At 69.5% G+C, this 16,141-nt stretch carries 19 protein-coding genes; 10 read left to right on the top strand and 9 right to left on the bottom strand.

The genetic code is table 11. The features are described from left to right. Positions 1–54: 54 nt before the first annotated feature. Positions 55–2,061 carry a sensor histidine kinase gene (locus T333_RS05125; protein WP_496423786.1) on the bottom strand — a complete coding sequence of 669 codons (2,007 nt, stop codon included), beginning with the start codon at positions 2,059–2,061 and terminating at the stop codon, positions 55–57. A 386-nt stretch (positions 2,062–2,447) separates the two neighbouring features. Further along, positions 2,448–3,056, bottom strand: a complete 609-nt coding sequence (locus tag T333_RS05130) for a TetR/AcrR family transcriptional regulator (RefSeq protein WP_496423787.1) — start codon at positions 3,054–3,056, stop codon at positions 2,448–2,450. A 177-nt stretch (positions 3,057–3,233) separates the two neighbouring features. Between T333_RS05130 and T333_RS05135 the strand changes: the two genes are divergently transcribed. From T333_RS05135 to T333_RS05150, 4 genes are all read left to right on the top strand, one after another. Beyond that, positions 3,234–3,881 carry an FMN-dependent NADH-azoreductase gene (locus T333_RS05135; RefSeq protein WP_496423788.1) on the top strand — a complete coding sequence of 216 codons (648 nt, stop codon included), beginning with the start codon at positions 3,234–3,236 and terminating at the stop codon, positions 3,879–3,881. A 226-nt stretch (positions 3,882–4,107) separates the two neighbouring features. Continuing rightward, the gene (locus T333_RS05140) at positions 4,108–4,428 is read left to right on the top strand and encodes a DMT family transporter (protein ID WP_355000456.1); all 321 of its coding nucleotides are present in this window, start codon (positions 4,108–4,110) and stop codon (positions 4,426–4,428) included. A 60-nt stretch (positions 4,429–4,488) separates the two neighbouring features. Then, complete coding sequence (locus tag T333_RS05145) at positions 4,489–4,944, top strand: SRPBCC family protein (protein ID WP_355000455.1); 456 nt, start codon at positions 4,489–4,491, stop codon at positions 4,942–4,944. A gap of 90 nt (positions 4,945–5,034) precedes the next feature. Then, positions 5,035–5,475 (top strand): OsmC family peroxiredoxin, encoded by a 441-nt coding sequence (locus T333_RS05150; protein WP_496423789.1) that lies wholly within the window; start codon positions 5,035–5,037, stop codon positions 5,473–5,475. A 67-nt stretch (positions 5,476–5,542) separates the two neighbouring features. On the opposite strand, the gene T333_RS05155 is transcribed toward T333_RS05150, so the two are convergent. The 3 genes from T333_RS05155 to mhuD form a co-directional block, all read right to left on the bottom strand. Then, a complete protein-coding gene (locus T333_RS05155; protein ID WP_357246554.1) occupies positions 5,543–6,361 on the bottom strand; it encodes a CbtA family protein in 819 nt (272 codons plus the stop codon). Next, positions 6,352–6,546 (bottom strand): CbtB domain-containing protein, encoded by a 195-nt coding sequence (locus T333_RS05160; protein ID WP_067790036.1) that lies wholly within the window; start codon positions 6,544–6,546, stop codon positions 6,352–6,354. Before T333_RS05160 ends, T333_RS05155 begins: the two co-directional genes overlap by 10 nt. 307 nt (positions 6,547–6,853) lie before the next feature. Continuing rightward, a complete protein-coding gene (gene mhuD / locus T333_RS05165; RefSeq protein WP_141807677.1) occupies positions 6,854–7,171 on the bottom strand; it encodes a mycobilin-forming heme oxygenase MhuD in 318 nt (105 codons plus the stop codon). 71 nt (positions 7,172–7,242) lie between these two features. On the opposite strand from mhuD, the gene T333_RS05170 reads away from it, so the two are divergent. Then, complete coding sequence (locus tag T333_RS05170) at positions 7,243–7,986, top strand: alpha/beta fold hydrolase (protein WP_355000453.1); 744 nt, start codon at positions 7,243–7,245, stop codon at positions 7,984–7,986. A 27-nt stretch (positions 7,987–8,013) separates the two neighbouring features. Here the strand turns inward: T333_RS05170 and T333_RS05175 are convergent, their stop codons facing one another. Next, on the bottom strand, positions 8,014–8,940 hold the full coding sequence (locus tag T333_RS05175; RefSeq protein WP_355000452.1) for an HhH-GPD family protein: 927 nt from the start codon (positions 8,938–8,940) through the stop codon (positions 8,014–8,016). A 99-nt stretch (positions 8,941–9,039) separates the two neighbouring features. Here T333_RS05175 and T333_RS05180 point away from each other — a divergent pair, with 99 nt between their 5' ends. Next, entirely contained in the window at positions 9,040–9,663 is a 624-nt protein-coding gene (locus tag T333_RS05180) for a carbonic anhydrase (protein ID WP_355000451.1), read from the top strand. A gap of 124 nt (positions 9,664–9,787) precedes the next feature. After that, positions 9,788–10,450, top strand: a complete 663-nt coding sequence (locus T333_RS05185; RefSeq protein ID WP_496423790.1) for a DUF7974 family protein — start codon at positions 9,788–9,790, stop codon at positions 10,448–10,450. Positions 10,451–10,459: 9 nt separating this feature from the next. Here the strand turns inward: T333_RS05185 and disA are convergent, their stop codons facing one another. From disA to T333_RS05200, 3 genes are all read right to left on the bottom strand, one after another. Continuing rightward, positions 10,460–11,728, bottom strand: a complete 1,269-nt coding sequence (gene disA / locus T333_RS05190) for a DNA integrity scanning diadenylate cyclase DisA (RefSeq protein ID WP_496424147.1) — start codon at positions 11,726–11,728, stop codon at positions 10,460–10,462. 89 nt (positions 11,729–11,817) lie between these two features. Beyond that, positions 11,818–13,218: a DNA repair protein RadA gene (gene radA, locus T333_RS05195; protein WP_355000449.1), complete on the bottom strand. Its 1,401-nt coding sequence runs from the start codon at positions 13,216–13,218 to the stop codon at positions 11,818–11,820. Between the two features lie 101 nt (positions 13,219–13,319). Beyond that, positions 13,320–13,961 (bottom strand): copper chaperone PCu(A)C domain-containing protein, encoded by a 642-nt coding sequence (locus tag T333_RS05200; protein WP_496423791.1) that lies wholly within the window; start codon positions 13,959–13,961, stop codon positions 13,320–13,322. A gap of 421 nt (positions 13,962–14,382) precedes the next feature. Between T333_RS05200 and carD the strand changes: the two genes are divergently transcribed. From carD to ispF, 3 genes are read left to right on the top strand one after another with little or no spacing between them, the layout of a single operon-like run. Continuing rightward, a complete protein-coding gene (gene carD, locus T333_RS05205) occupies positions 14,383–14,871 on the top strand; it encodes an RNA polymerase-binding transcription factor CarD (protein WP_011206964.1) in 489 nt (162 codons plus the stop codon). A gap of 2 nt (positions 14,872–14,873) precedes the next feature. Continuing rightward, entirely contained in the window at positions 14,874–15,566 is a 693-nt protein-coding gene (ispD, locus tag T333_RS05210; protein ID WP_496423792.1) for a 2-C-methyl-D-erythritol 4-phosphate cytidylyltransferase, read from the top strand. A gap of 13 nt (positions 15,567–15,579) precedes the next feature. Continuing rightward, positions 15,580–16,047: a 2-C-methyl-D-erythritol 2,4-cyclodiphosphate synthase gene (gene ispF / locus T333_RS05215; protein ID WP_355000564.1), complete on the top strand. Its 468-nt coding sequence runs from the start codon at positions 15,580–15,582 to the stop codon at positions 16,045–16,047. Positions 16,048–16,141: the final 94 nt, after the last annotated feature.

Below are 16,141 nucleotides of genomic sequence, written 5' to 3' on the forward strand. Positions count from 1 at the left end.
GGCGCCGGGCGTTGATGTCGGTGGGTTGACGGAAGTGGTTGCGATCCAGACCAATTACGGCGACGAAGGCGAGCCGGAGGCGGTGCCGTTGCGGACTTGGTGATCACCGGTCGCGGGAACCAGGCCGTTGGTGTCGGACGAGGCACCGCCGTGCGTGTTCGGGTCGGCTGTCGTGGTGCTGGAGTCGCCGGGTGGTGCGGCCGCGGAGCTGTCGTGTGGGCCGACGGTGTCCGGGCTGCCGGTGGATGTCGACGCGCTCCCGTTGCGGGGCTGACGATCGCCGGTCTCGGCGTCCGAGCTGCCGGTGTTGGGCGGGATGTCGCCGTGCGTATTCCGGTTGGCTGTCGCGGCGTCCGAGCCGCCGGAAGGTGTGGATGCGGAGCTGTCGTGCGAGCTGACGGTGTCCGGGCCGCCGGTTGATGTCGACGCGGCGCCGTTGCGATCGTCGCTCGCGGCGTCCGGGGTACTGGTGAACGCCGACTCCGTGCCGCTCTGTGCGTTCGGCTCGGCCGACTCGGTCGCCAGGGCGGTGTGCGTTCCCGGTGCGGTCGAGTTGACGGAGAGATCCGCTGCGGACCCGTTTCGCCCCTCCGTCACATCGTTCGGCTCGGCGCCGACCCTATTCCCGACCTCGTTGCCGTTCTTCGGCGCGGGTTCGGTGGGACGGGCCGCCGGGCGTTGTCGCACCGGGACTATCTCGCTGGGTAGCCGGGCCGCGACGCGGAACCCGCCGCTCGGTCGTGGACCGGCGGTCAGGGCTCCGCCGAGGGCGTGTGCCCGCTCGCGCATCCCGATGATGCCGTTGCGGGCGCCGGAACCGGACCGGGCCGCGGGGGCGGTGGGGCGGGAGTTGTCGATGGTCAGGTCGACGGAGCCGGTCGCGTAGCGGACGGTGATCGTGGCGCTCGCGCCAGGAGCGTGGCGCGCCACGTTGGTCAGGGATTCGTGGATGATCCGGGCCGCCGCCGCGTCGATCTCGCCGGGCAGTTTCCGCGGTTCGCCGATGACGCGTGTCTCGACAGTCAGTCCCGCCTCGCGCGGCCGCTGCAACAGCGAGTCCAGATCGCCGATGCTCGGCGCGGGCGCGCGCGGCGCCTCCTGCTTCTTCGGCGGCTCGGCCGGGCGCGGTTCGGTGCGCGGCTCCCGATCGGCGCGCAACTCCTCCGGCTGCTTGTCCGGCTCGGCCGCACCGGATGCCCGCCGCTGGCTCGGTGTGGCCCGCCGCAGACCACGGAGGCCGCGGGTGGGGCGAGACCTCTCGGTCGAATCACGCTGCACCGGCGCGGTTTCGGGGTCGGCCAGGGTCGCGCCCATGCGGATGGTCTGGAGCAGGGTGTGCACCTCGGCCAGTGATTCCTTGCTCGCCGCCTTGATCGCGGCGAGCGCCGTCCTGGCCTGCTGCGGCCGCTTGTCGAACAGTTCCAGCGCCACCGAGGACTGCACGTTGATCAGCGAAAGACTGTGGGCGAGAACGTCGTGCAGCTCCCTGGCGATGGCCAGCCGCTCCTCGGTCGCGCGGCGTTCCCGCTGCGCCTGCTCATCGCGGCGGGCGGCCTCCGCGCGCTGCTCACGGGCCTCCAGCGTCGCCTGGCGCTGGCGCAACCCTTCGGCCGCGCAGATGAGCACGGCCGACCACGCCATCAGCGCGACGATCTGCCAGCCGTTCACCGATTCGCCGAGCAACGCGGGCAGCGGCCACACGAAGAGCACGTAGCCGATCGGCACGAGTGGGTATGTCCACCAGCGAGATCCGATCGTCCCCGCGGTGAGGAAGGCGATCACCAGCGAGAGGAAGATGGGGCCGTACCCGTAGTCGAGCGCCAGGTAGATGCCGCACGCGGCGAGCGCGATCACCAGCACCGGCAGCGGCTGAACGCGCCGGAAAGCCAGCGCGACCGGCCCCGCGAGCAGCAGCAGATAACCGAGCACATCCAGTGACTGCGTGCCGGTCTGGTGCATATCGGCGCCGCGACCCCCGGCCACCTGGACTACCGCGACGATCAACGCGAGGCCCCAGTCCCATACGACCGAGCCACGATTCGCTATGCCTGGCGCACTCACCCTTGCAGCCTAAGGCGTACCTCCGCCTTCGCTCCGGCCATGCGCGGTTTTCGGGTGGACTGCGCCCGGCTGTGTCTCTGGTGCGAACCTTCGCCTTCGCTCCGGCCATGCGCGGACTTTGGGCGGATTGCGCCCGGCAGTGCCCCACGAGGCCGACCGTCGATCGACCTTCGTAAGCGCAGGTATTCGGCGGCTGACCAAACGCCGTTGCCGAGCCCGGCCCGCGGCTTCGTCGGATTCATCACCGGCACAGGCATTCTCGGCATCTGGACACTCGCGAGCTCGTTGGTGGGCGCCGCTCGCGGTCCGGCGCTCGCATTGGGCCTCGGCCTGGTCTGCTTCGTCAGGCGTGTGAACGGCGTGTGGAACGGTGATAGGGGCGGTGCCTATTGGGGTTTGCCGAGCAGGGCGTGGGCGATCCGATCCAGTCCTCGGGTGATGGTCGATGGGCTGAGCCCGCGTTCGCGTTGTGCGGTGTAGACCTCCGCGGCCAACGGTGCGAGCAGGGAATCGACCAGCGCGTCCGGGTCACGGATGTCCGCCGCCACCAGCAACGCTCGGACGTGGGCGTACCAGAACCCGTATGCCCCGGTCGTGAAGCGGGCGCCGCCGGTCTCCGCGCCGAGTGCCAGGTGCGCGTGGCTGTCGAGGAGTTCGACCATCGCCTCGTAGAAGGCGGCCAGCCGGTCTGCCGGGGACGCGCCTGGGCCGAGGGGTGGTTCGCCGTGCAGCAGGCGCTCTTGGAGGGCGCGTTCGTGCTCGTCGAGGAGCGCGACGGCGATCGAATTCGTGTCCGGGTAGCGGCGGTACAGCGTGCCGCGGCCGACGCCCGCTGCCTTGGCGATGTCGTCCATGGTCACCGCGCGTGGATCCCGCTCGGCGAAGAGTTCCGCCGCGGCCGCGAGGACCTTGGCGCGGTTGCGTGCCGCGTCCGCGCGTTCGCTCGGCGGTCGATCGAGCGGTGCGCCGGTGAGCAGATCCGAGCGGACATCCATGACAGCGACTCTAGCGGAGTTCGGAATAAGTGGACAGTGTGTCCGATTTGCTGCTAACGTCGAACCGGACAATATGTCCGCTTAATCGAAGGGTCGAATCATGAGCGAACGCAGTGAGCGAATCACTTGCCAGCGCGCGGTGCGCGTGCTGGAGCCGAGCATTGGCGAGGCGCAGGCATGAGCACCTTGTTGCACCTCGACGCGAGCGCCCGGCGCCGCTCCATCAGCCGGGAACTGAGCGCGGAGTTCGCCGCCGCCTGGCGCGCCGGGAATCCGAACGGCGAGTACCTGTACCGAGACCTTGCGGCGCGGCCCGTGCCCTTCGTGGGCGAGCCGTGGACCGAGCTGTGCGACGCGGTCCTCGCGCGCGGCGCCTTCGACCCCGCTGGCCTCGACGGCCTGGCGACGACTCCGGCCCAGACCGCGGCGCTGGCCGTCCTGCGCCCCCTGTTGGACGAGGTGCTCGCCGCCGACGTGATCCTGATCGGCACCCCGATGTACAACTACTCGATTCCGGCCGTGCTGAAGGCCTGGCTGGACCAGATCACCTTTCCCCGAATGTCGTTGGGGCACCGCCGTTTCGTCGTCACCTCCGCGCGCGGCGGCAGCTATTCGCCCGGCGCGCCGAAGGCGGCCTTCGACTACCAGGAGCGCTACCTGCGCGACTTCTTCGCGGGCCACTTCGCCGTAACCGACACGGTTTTCGTGCACGCCGAACTGGCCAACTCCCGCCAGGATCCGGCGCTCGCCGATCGCCGAGCCGAACACGACGACTCCTACGCCAAGGCCATCGAAACCGCCCGCTCCCTCGCGACGCAGTACTGAACGAGAACGGACGCGCCCGAACGACTCGAGCGCGAACGACTAGGCCCTGTCTCGAAGTCCGGGCTGAGGCGCCGGATGGAACTTCGAGGCAGGGCCTAGAGCACGTGAACGACTCGAGCACCCCAGCGAACGCGCACGCAAACGACTCTCGCCCCTGAACGACTCGCGCTCCTGAAATGAGCGGAGCCCCTGAACGAGTGGAGCCCTGAATGAGCGGAGCACCGAAATGAACTGGCTCGTACTAGGTCTCGCGGGCCTCGTCGAGATCGTCTGGTCGCAGAGCATCAAACCGACCGAGAACTTCACCCGCCCGCTGCCCACCCTCGTGTGCTTCGTGCTGGGCAGCCTCGCGGTATACCTGCTGTCCAGAGCCATGCAGACGCTGCCCGTCGGCACCGCCTACGCCGTCTTCACCGGCATCGGCGCGGTGGGCGCGATCGCCCTCGGGATCGTGGTGCACCGGGATCCGTTCAGCGCGGGGCGGTTGCTCGCGCTCGCGCTGATCCTCGGCGGCATCGTGCTCGCCCGGGTGACCAATCCCGAGTGACAGCCGATCACGTCGGGGCAAATGCTGTGGGGGCTTCGGGCGCGCGGGTATGGTCCGGTGATGGTCGACCAGTCAGTTCGTCTCCCGGATCTGTCCGCACGGCCCTACGACCTCACCGTGGAGCGGGTGATGAAAGCACCGCCCAGCTTGCTCTACGCCGCATGGACACAGGGGTTCGACATCTGGTTAGCCGCCCCGGATTCGGTGCGGATGAAGCCTGCGGTGAACGAGCCGTTCTTCTTCGAGACCGAGTTCGAGGGCAAGCGCAACCCGCACTACGGCCGGTTTCTGCGGCTGGAGCCGGAGCGCCTCGTCGAGCTCACCTGGGTCACCGGCGAGAGCGGCACCGAGGGCGCCGAGACGGTGGTGAGCGTGCAGTTCGTCAAGCAGCCGCGCGGCATCCGGCTTCGCCTGCGGCACTCGGGGTTCGCGAGCGAGGCGGCCAGAGACCGGCACCGTGCGGCGTGGCCCCGGATACTCGAGCAGCTCGACGGGAAGCTCGGCGCGGCGAGCTGACGGCTCGCCCGCGGAAGCGGTGCGCACGGTTCGGCTGTGCGGGTAGGTTCTAGCCTGCACGAGTTCGGCTCACTTCGTGAAAGGACAATGATGCCAACACGTACCGCGCGCACCGCTTGGACCGGAGGTCTGCAGGACGGCTCCGGCCAGGTCGAGCTGACCAGTTCGGGCGTCGGCAAGTACGACGTGTCGTTCCCCAAGCGTTCCGCGGAGGAAGCCGACGGCACCACCAGCCCCGAGGAACTGATCGCGGCCGCGCACTCCTCCTGCTACGCCATGGCGCTCTCGGCGCAGATCGGCAACGCGGGCGCCACACCCGAGAGCCTGGACGTCACCGCCGACGTCACCCTCGGCCCGGACCCGGCGGGCGGCTTCCGCATCACTGCGATCGCACTGACCGTCCGCGGCCGGGTGTCCGGGATGGACGCCGACGGCTTCCTCGCCGCCGCCGAGGCCGCCAAGGCCGGCTGCCCGGTCTCCAAGGCGCTGGCCGGTGTCGACACCATCAGCCTGGACGCCGCGCTGGCCTGACCGCTCGACCGAAAAGGGGCAGTGCCGGTCATGAGACCGACACTGCCCCTGATCTTTCGAACGCGAGTCACCCCGCGGTAGCGACCTCGCTCCGCGCCTGGGTGTTACGTCCCGCGAACTCGGTGAGCGCCGCGAAGCCGAGACCGAGCGCCGCCCACAGCGTGGCGGAGACGGCGAGCGACGCGACACGGAACTGCCACAGCAGGCTCGGCGGGAAGTCGGCGGACACCTCGTCGACGCCGGGCAGCAGGACGTAGCCCAGCGTGGTGATCAGCACGAACACCGCGACGCCAGCGATCAGCCGGACGGTGTCCAGCTGCCCGCGCAGCAGTTTGTACACGTACACCCCCGCGCCGACGGCCGCGAGGCCGAGCAGCACCGAGGCCACCCAGAGCAGGGTGCGATCGTTGATGGTCTCCGGATCACCCACCGCTGGTGGGTTCGCCGGGTACTTGAAGAACGGCACCGCGACTATCGCGGCCCACCCTGCGACACCGAGCCCGATCGCCAGCTTGGGACCGGACAGTGCGGTGTGACGCCGCGCGAAATGCGCGACCGAGGCGAAGATCGCGCCGAAGGCGAGACCGCTGAGGCCGAGAGCCAGGAACTGCCCGAACTTCTGTCCGGGCCTGCTGACCAGCGGCTCTTCCTCGTCGCCGTGGGAATGACCCGTGGCGGGTTCCTCCGGCGTGTGGTGCGACTCTTCGGTGGCCGCGTTCGCCTCTTCGATGGCGATCGCCGCGTCGACCTTCGGTTCGCCGACGAAATAGCCCACCGTGGCGGCCAGCAGACCGGCGATCAAACCGGCGAGCAGGCCGCGCAGCAGCAGGGTTTTCAAGGTTCCGGCCAGGGGGACCGGAGTCGTCGTGGGTGGGTTCAGTGGCACGGAACACCCAGCAGATGACGTCCGTCATGCATGAGCTCGTGCATGAACATCCCGCTGCGCGAGATGGCGCCCTGATCGAAGCCGACCAGGTACAGCGTGAGCAGTGCGAGAAGAACGACACCTACCGTGACGAGCACGGTCGCCAGGGAATCGGTCGCCTGGCTCGGTGAATGCGCGATGGCCATTCGAGTCCTCCTAGGGATACGTCCCGACCGGATTCTCGGTCCCGGCAGGGCGTTGTCGCGTCCCGTGAGATGGGTGGTGCGGAGGGTGCCGGTGTCTGGCTTTCCGGCACCTCGCCTGGCCCCCGCCTGCTCGGCGGAGATCGGACTCGATGCTTGGAACACAGTGGCGCGACCGCTCCGGAATCACACCGGAATTACCGCATCACCCTCGCTTGGTCACCTCGAACTGTGACACCACGGCGCGCCCGTCGTCAACACGGTCGACACCTGTTGACCACGGTGTGGGCGAGTCGTTACCCGCCGGATGCTAGGACGCGGGCTTGGCCGCGACGTCGAGCACGACCTCGAATTCGAGCAGCGACGCCCCGGTCGAGACCGGCTTCTTGTCCCCGCTGCCGGCGTGCGCGGCACGGGCGGGACCGTCCCGCCAAGCGGCGAAGGATTCCTCGGAATCCCATTGGGTCACCACGAAGTAGCGGTTCTCGCCCGCGACCGGACGCAGCAGCTGGAAGCCGAGGAAGCCGGGCGAGTTCTCCACCGCGTGCGCGCGGTGCGCGAACCGCTTCTCCAGCTCGGGCCCTGCGCCTTCGGGGACCTCGATCGCGTTGATCTTCACGACAGCCATGAACTCGACAATACGTCGCCCGCGCGCGGGCGGGCGCGCGCCCGGACGAGCCCGGGGGCACAATCGTCCCGATGTGGTACGACGAAGGCGGAGCAGGCGTGCCGATCCTGCTGCTGCACGGTTTGATGGGCAGCGCGCGCACCTGGGGCGACCAGCTGGACTGGCTGCGGGCGCACGGGCACGTCTACACCTACGACGCCGCGGGCCACGGCCGCCCGGCCCCGCCGGAGTTGACCACCGAGGCCTTCGTCGCCGATCTCGCCGAGGCCACCGCGCACCTCACCGAGCCGATGGTCGTGATCGGCCATTCCATGGGGGCGCTGCACGGCTGGGTCTTCGCCGCGCAGTATCCGGAGCGGGTGCGCGCGCTGGTGGTGGAGGACATCGCCCCCGACTTCACCGGACGCACCGCCGCGGACTGGGCGGCCATGATCGAGTCGTGGCCGCAGCCGTTCCCCGACGCCGACTCGGTGCTCGAGTACTTCGGCCCCGTCGCGGGTCGCTACTTCCTGAACTCCTTCGAGCACGGCCCGGACGGCTATCGGCTGCACGGCTCGGTCGCGACCTTCCGCGACATCTCCGAGGAGTGGGGCACCCGCCATTTCTGGGAGCAGTGGCGGGCGGTGCGCGTCCCGGTGCTGCTCATCGAGGGCGAGCACACCATCACCCCGGCCGGGCAGATGCGGGAAATGGCCGAGACCAACGCGAATGCGGAGTACGTGCTGATCCCGGACGCGGGACATCTGGTGCACGACGATCAGCCCGAGCGCTATCGCGCCGAAGTGGAACGATTTCTGCACCGGGTCCTCGCCTGATCGACCGAAGGCCCCTTCATCCGGCTGTCAGCGATCGCCCTCACCCGCGAGGGCGAACAATCCATCCGCCGTCTGCTCGATCAGCCCGTCGACCAGCAGCGAGTCCAGCGCCCGATCGCGCTGGCCGGGATCTCGGGTCCAGGCCAGGTCCAGGCGCACCCGCTCCACCGGCCCGGTCGCGGCGCGCAGCACGTCGAGCAGGCGGCCGCGGGCCTGGCGGTCGGTGCCCTCGTACTTCTGGGTGCGGCGCACCACCTCCGACACCGGACGACCCGCGGTCACCCAGGCGCAAGCCGGCAGCGGGCAGCGCGCGCAGTCGGGCGTGCGCGCGGTGCAGACCGTCGCGCCGAGCTCCATCAGCGCGGCGGAAAACCGCGCCGCGCGGTCGATCTTCGCGGGCAGTAGCGCCTCGGTCTCGGCGAGGTCGCGCGCGGCCGGATTGCCCGCTTCGGCGCGACCGTGCACGGCGCGCGCGACGACCCGGCGCACGTTGGTGTCCACCACCGGCACGCGTTGGCCGTAGGCGAAGCAGGCGACCGCACGCGCGGTGTAAGCGCCGATGCCGGGCAGCCCGAGCAGCACGTCCACGTCGGTGGGGACCTCGTCGCCGTGCTCCTCGGCGAGCACCCGCGCGCACTCGTGCAGCCGCAGCGCGCGCCGCGGATAGCCGAGTTTGCCCCACGCGCGCAGCACCTCGGCCTGGGAGGACGCGGCCATCGCCGAGGGCACCGGCCAGCGCGCCACCCACTCCAGCCAGACAGGCTGCACCCGAACGACAGGGGTCTGCTGGAGCATGATCTCGCTCATCAGGATCTGCCACGCGGTCACGCCGGGGTGCCGCCACGGCAGGTCGCGGGCGGTCTCGGCGTACCAGTCCAGCAACACATCGGCGTCGATGCCGCGATCACCGATCTGTGGCAGGGCCGGTGTGATCCGACCTGTCCCGCTACGCATTACCCTCACCGTCCCCGCCACCCGGCGGCCAGTCGATATTTGCCGACACGTAACGAACCTGACTCGCTGGTAGCGAATGCCTTGTGCACAATGGTCGGTATGTCTGATTCCAACCCGATCAGCGCGTGGAAATCTCTCCGCCAAGGCAACGAGCGTTTCGTCAACGGCACCCTCATGCATCCTAATCAGGGCGCCGCCGACCGGGCGAAGCTCGTCGGCGGTCAGCATCCTTCGGCCATCCTCTTCGGCTGCGGCGACTCGCGCGTGGCCGCGGAGTTGATCTTCGATCAGGGTCTCGGCGACATGTTCGTCGTGCGCACCGCGGGCCACGTGGTGGACAGCTCGGTGCTCGGTTCGATCGAATACGGCGTGCACGTGCTGAACGTGCCGCTGATCGTGGTGCTCGGACACGACAGCTGCGGCGCGGTGAAGGCCACCGTCGACGCGCTCGACGGCGGCGAGGTGCCCGGCGGATTCATCCGCAGCGTGGTGGAGAAGGTGTCGCCGTCCATCCTGATCGGCCGCAGGGAGGGCCTGTCCGACGTGGACGAGCTCGAGGCCAGGCACGTGGTCGAGACCAGCAAACTGCTCATGGAGCGTTCGTCGATCATCGCCGAGCGGGTGAAGGCAGGCGAACTCGCCATCGCGTGCGTCACCTACAAGCTGGCCGAGGGTCAGATGAAACTGCACAGTGCCATCGGCAACATCGGCGAGGTCGCCTGACCCGTTCTCGGAGCGGAGTTTCCCCAGCGTGCCGGGTGCGACGCACCCGGCACCATGGCGTCGTCCAGTTCGACACGCCGAGGTCCTGAGACACCGCGCCCGGTGCTGCCCGTAAGTTTGAATCGTGCTGGAACCGACTGGACCGCTGCCTCCGGAGATCTACTGGCGTCGTCGCGTTTTCGCCATCGGAATCCTGGTCTTGGCGCTCGCGCTGGTGATTTGGCTCGTGGTGATGGTCGTGCGCGGTGGCGGCTCGCCCGGTGACGCCAAGGTGGCCGCGTCGAGTTCGACCTCGTCGGTGAAGAAGTCGGGCGACACGCCGAAGTCATCCGCCAGCGCGGACGCACCCAAACCGTCGGTGACCCCGGCGGCAAGTCCGGCTCCGGTGGCGTCCGGGCAGTGCCCCGATCAGTCGCTGGCGGTGAAGGTGACCGTCGAGCAACCCACCTACAAGGCGGGCGAGCAGCCGGTGTTCGGCATCGTGATCACCAACATCTCCTCGGTGACCTGCGCCCGCGACGTCGGCTCCGGATTGCAGCAGATCTCGGTCTACACCCTCGACGGCACCCGCAAGCTGTGGTCGAGCACCGACTGCTATCCGGACGGTCAGCCCGATGTGCGCAATCTGAATCGCGGTGAGCAGGCCGCTTTCCAGGTCACCTGGTCCGGCTCGACATCTCAGCCGAATTGCGCGGGCGAGCGCGTCCCGGTCCCGCCCGGCGCGTATTCGGTTGTCGCGCAACTCGGTTCGGTGCGCAGCGCGGCCGAGCCGTTCAACATCGCCTGAGCCGCCGCTTCATCGATCCCGTTCGAACGGGTTGTCCGCGCCCGCTTCGGCGAGGCGGGTCAGCCCGTCGCGAATCTGCCGCGCCGTCGGCACGCCGATCCCGTCGACGGCCTGTAGCTCGCTCGTTGTCGCGACCAGCAGTCCTTGTAGCGAGCCGAACGAGTCGACCAGCGATTCGATGTGGGTGAAGCGCAGCCGGGGTATCCGGGTGAGCACCCGGTAGCCGCGCGGGCGCATCGGCAGGTCCAGCGCCTCGATGGTGCCCGGATAGCCGAGTGGCGCGGCCAGATTGGTGAGGTCGAGCAGTTCGGCATCGGTGAGCAGGTCCAGCCCCGCCATCGCGCGCTCGACCTCTGAACCATCCACATGTCGGCGGCCGGCGCACGAGCAGGCCGTGTTCTCCCGTTGCCTGTTACCCGCGCGGAGAACCACCCCATGATCAGCCACACCCGCCCCCGCCGCCTCTGACCCATTCACATGTCGGCGGTCGGCGCACGAGCAGGCCGTGTTCTCCCGTTGCGGGGTACTCGTGCGGAGAACCACACCATCAGCAGGTACACCCGCCCCCGCCGGCTCGCAGGCGAGGTAGTCGCGGACGAGCAACTCGCGCAGCCAGGCGCTGTCGCCGACCAGATCCTCCAGTTGCAGCGCGAGCTGGCGACCGTCGGCGCCGAGTTCCAGCACGCTCTGCTCGATCTCCTTGGCCAGACGCCGCACCAGTTCCAGGCGCTGGGCCGCCGATAAAGCGTCACGCAGGGTGACGACGTCCTCGAGCTCGCTCTCCGACAACTGCTCGCACACCTGATCCAGCCGCGCCTTGTAGCGTTCCAACGTGCCCAGCGCTTGGTTCGCCCTGGCCAGTATGGTGGCCGACGGCTCGACCAGGTGGCGGACCTCATCGATGTACAGCGTCATCGTGCGCATCGACTTGCTCACCGCGATCACCGGGTAGCCGGTCTGGGCGGCGGTCCGTTCGGCGGCGCGATGCCTGGTGCCGGATTCCGCGCTGGGCAGGTTCGGATCGGGCACCAGGTGCACGTTGGCGCGCAGGATGCGGGCACCGTCGGTGGAGAGCACCACCGCGCCGTCCATCTTCGACAGCTCGCGCAGCCGGGTCGGCGCGAATTCGACGTCCAGCTCGAATCCACCGTCGCAGATCCGCTCGACGTCCGCGTCGTAGCCGAGCACGATCAGGCCGCCGGTGCGACCGCGCTGGATGCGTTCCAGCCCGTCTCGTAGCGGCGTGCCGGGAGCCAGCCGGGTGACGATCTCGGGCAGCCTGTTCCGCGCGGTCGTCGACGGGGCGGGCGTACTCGGCGCGACGGGGGCCGGTCTGCCTAGCAGATACGCCGCCCACCGCCCGGGTATCACTCGGCCGCCTCGCTCCGCGCCGCCCGCCGCGCGCGCAGGCCGCTGATCCGCAGCGCGGAACCGACGTCGGTCACCTCGTGAATCTTCATGCCCCCGCCCTTCACTCGATCCAGCCCCGGCGGCACCAGCGCGGTGGTGAAGCCGAGCCGCTGCGCTTCGGCCAGCCTACGTGCCACGCCGGTCACCTTCCGCACTTCGCCCGCGAGGCCGACCTCGCCGAGGATCACCCAGCCCGGCGGCAGCGCGGTATCGGATTCGGCGCTGGCGATGGCGAGCGCGATGGCCAGGTCCGCCGCGGGTTCGACGAGGCGCATGCCGCCGACCGTCGCCGCGTAGACGTCGTGCTTGCCGAGGAAGACGCGGCCGCGGCTCTGCAACACCGCGAGCACCATGGCGACCCGGTTGTAGTCGAGCCCGCTGACCGCGCGGCGCGGCGCGGGGATCTCGGTCTTCACCGTCAGGCCCTGCACCTCGCCGACCAGCGGCCGTTTGCCGTCCATCGCGACGGTGACCGCGGTGCCGGGCACCGAATCGGTGCGGTGGTGCAGGAACAGCCCGGACGGGTCGTCGACGCCCGCGATGCCTTCCTCGTGCAGCTCGAAACAGCCCACCTCGTCGGCACTGCCGAACCGGTTCTTGATGCCGCGCACCATGCGCAGCGTGGAGTTCTTGTCGCCCTCGAACTGCAGCACCACGTCCACCAAGTGTTCGAGGGTGCGCGGCCCCGCCACGTTGCCGTCCTTGGTGACATGGCCGACCAGCAGCACGGCGATCCCGCTCGCCTTGGCCAGCGAGGTGAGCGCCGCCGTCACCGCGCGGACTTGGGTGACGCCGCCGATCACGCCGTCCACGTCCGGCGCGAGCATGGTCTGCACCGAGTCGACGACGAGCAGCGTCGGCCGCACCTGCTCGACGTGCCCGAGCACGATCGACAGATCCGACTCCGCCGCCAGGTACACCCGCTCGTGCACCGCGCCGGTGCGGTCCGCGCGCAGCCGGACCTGACCCGCCGACTCCTCGGCGGTCACATAGAGCGCTTTCTCGTCGCGCTGCTTGGCCCACCGGTGCGCGACCTCGAGCAGCAGCGTCGACTTGCCAACGCCCGGCTCACCGGAGAGCAGCACCACCGAGCCCGCGACCACGCCGCCGCCCAGCACCCGGTCCAGCTCGCCGACACCGGTCGGCCTGGCCTTGGTGACCTGCGAATCGATCGTGGAGATCGGGGCCGCCGCGGTGCTCGGCAGCATCGCGCGCCTACCCGGCGCGGCGGCCGACACGGCCGAGACGGCCACCTCGTCGACCGTGCCCCACGCCCCGCAGTCCGGGCACTTGCCCACCCACTTCGCGACCTCGTGCGAGCAGGCGGAGCACCGGAAGATCGGCTTGTTCTTTGCCACAGGCGCACCTTACGTACCGGGCCCGACAGAACCCCGCATATGGAAAAGGCTGCCGCACCGAGTGCGACAGCCTTCGTTCTCGGTCCGCGACGGACTCGGGCTCAGTGGCCGCCGCCGTGACCGCCACCGGCGGCCGGGCCCGACAGATCGGACTCGTGGCGCTCGGCCTCGGTGCCCGCGTCGACCGGCACCTGGACCTGCACGGTGCCGTTCTCCTTGAAGTTGAACGAGACGGTGTAGGTCAGGCCGGGGGTGATGTCCTTGGTGAGGCCGGTGATCTCGAGGGTGGCCGGCTTTGCCTCCGGGTCGGCGGTCTGCTGCTTGGTCGGCTGCGAGCCGTGGCTGTCGTCGCCGTGGCTGTCGCCGCCGTGCGAGTCGGTCGAGCCGCCGCCCTGCTTGCCCGCCGCGACGACGGTCTGCTGCGGCGCGAGCTTCACCGAGGACGCGCCGGACGGCGGGGTGATCTTCACCTGGCCGAGGTCGGTGGTGACGCTGGTGAGCTCGTCGGTGACGGTCTCGCTGTTGTTCACGATGGACAGCGCGATCAGCGCCTTGCCGCCCTGCACATTGGTGTAGCCCTCGGACGGGTACACGATGTGCACGTTGCGCAGCGAGATGTCCTCGACCTCGGCGTTGTTGCCGTTGATGGCCGGAGCCTGGTTCGCGGTCTGGGAGACCTGCCCCGCGCTGCAGCCGGACAGCGCGAGCGCGGCGCCCGCGGCGAGTGCGGCAACAGTCACCATGAGACGTGGCTTCCGCGCCCCCGACGAGGCGGTCACAGCATTCAGGGCAGTCACGGGTTGTCCTCCATGTCGACCGGGATCACTCCGCTACGGAGAGTAGTAACTAGGCAGCGTAGTAGTCGACACCGGGGACCCGTCGGTCGGGCCGGGGTGTCCGCCCCGCGACACCGCTGTCGGTCGGCAACCGTTGCATAACGGTTCGGTGGCCCGGGGGTGCGGTTGCGGGCCGAGTGCCGCGGTACCTCGCGGGACACGGGCGAGGTGGCGCCGTCGGATAACTCGTTCTGGCACAACGTAATGCACACCGTCCGGGTTCTGTCAACCCCCTCGGTCCGCTCGTTGTGGCCCTGACCTGCACAGTTGATCGCGCCGTTACCGAGTCGCATGTTAAACTGTGAACATCGAAAGGGGCACGGGACACATGATTTTTAAGGTCGGAGACACCGTCGTTTACCCCCACCACGGAGCGGCGCTGATCGAAGCAATCGAGACTCGCACCATCAAGGGTGAGCAAAAAGAGTATCTGGTCCTGAAGGTCGCCCAAGGCGATCTGACCGTTCGCGTACCCGCGGAAAACGCCGAATACGTCGGCGTGCGCGACGTCGTGGGCCAGGAGGGTCTCGACCGGGTCTTTCAGGTGCTGCGCGCGCCGCACACCGAGGAGCCGACCAACTGGTCTCGCCGCTACAAGGCCAACCTGGAGAAGCTCGCCTCCGGCGATGTGAACAAGGTTGCCGAGGTCGTCCGCGACCTGTGGCGTCGGGAGCAGGATCGTGGGCTGTCCGCCGGTGAGAAGCGCATGCTGGCCAAGGCTCGCCAGATCCTGGTCGGTGAACTCGCACTCGCCGAGGGTACCGACGACGGCAAGGCCGAGACGCTGCTCGACGAGGTCCTCGCAGCGGCTTCCTGACCGTGAACAACTCTGACAGCGACAGTCCTGTCGTTGCCTTGGTTCCTGCCGCCGGTCGCGGCGTCCGTTTGGGTGAGAACACGCCCAAGGCGTTCGTCGCGGTCGGCGGCACACCCATGGTCCGGCTGGCCGTGGACGGCCTGCTGGCCTCCGGGGCGGTCGACCGCATCATCGTGATGGTCCCCGTCGAACTGGTCGAGAGCGCAGTCGCCCTGCTGCCGCCCTCGGACGCGGTGCGCGTGGTCGTCGGCGGCGCCGAACGCACCGATTCGGTGCGGGCGGGTATCGCCGCCGCGCCGGACGCGGGCTATTACCTGGTGCACGACGCCGCCCGCGCGCTCACCCCGCCCGCGTTGATCGCCCGGGTCGCGGCCGAGTTGCGGGCGGGTCATCGCGCGGTGGTTCCCGCCCTCCCGGTGGTCGACACCGTCAAGTCCGTCGACGCGCACGGCGTGGTGACCGGCACCCCCGACCGCGCGGCGCTTCGCGCGATCCAGACACCGCAAGGCTTCGCGGCCGATCTCCTGCGCGCCGCCTACGAGACGAACGTGCTCGCCACCGACGACGCCGGACTCGTCGAGCGGCTCGGCGCCGATGTGCACACCATTCCCGGCGACCCGATGGCCTTCAAGATCACCACTCCGCTGGACCTGATGCTCGCCGAGACGGTGTGCAACGCGGCGCGGAGCGTATGAGAACGTCGTGACCATGCGAGTTGGTATCGGCAGCGACGTGCATCCCATCGAACCCGGTCGTCCGTGCTGGATGGCGGGACTGCTCTTCGACGGTGACGACGGCTGCTCCGGCCATTCCGACGGCGACGTGGCCGCGCACGCACTGTGCGACGCACTGCTGTCGGCGGCCGGGCTCGGCGATGTCGGCGCGGTGTTCGGCACCGGCCGCCCCGAGTGGAAGGACGTCTCGGGCGCCGCGATGCTGACCGAGGTCCGCCGGTTGCTCGACGAGGCCGGATTCGACATCGTCAACGCCGCGGTGCAGGTCATCGGCAATCGACCCAAGATCGGGCCGCGCCGCGCGGAGGCGCAGAAGGTGCTCGGCGAGCTGCTCGGAGCGCCGGTCTCGGTGTCCGGAACCACCACCGACGGACTGGGTCTCACGGGTCGCGGGGAGGGTGTCGCGTCGATCGCCACCGCGTTGCTGCAAGCCCGCACATAGCACCCGGGCGCCCCTCGGTCGAGCCGAGGCGCGAACGCCCTGCTCCGACCGGCCGGACCAACCTCAGAGTTCCCGCCGGTCGTGTGTGAGCCTG

The sequence above is a fragment of the Nocardia sp. CNS-044 genome, from assembly GCF_059570515.1.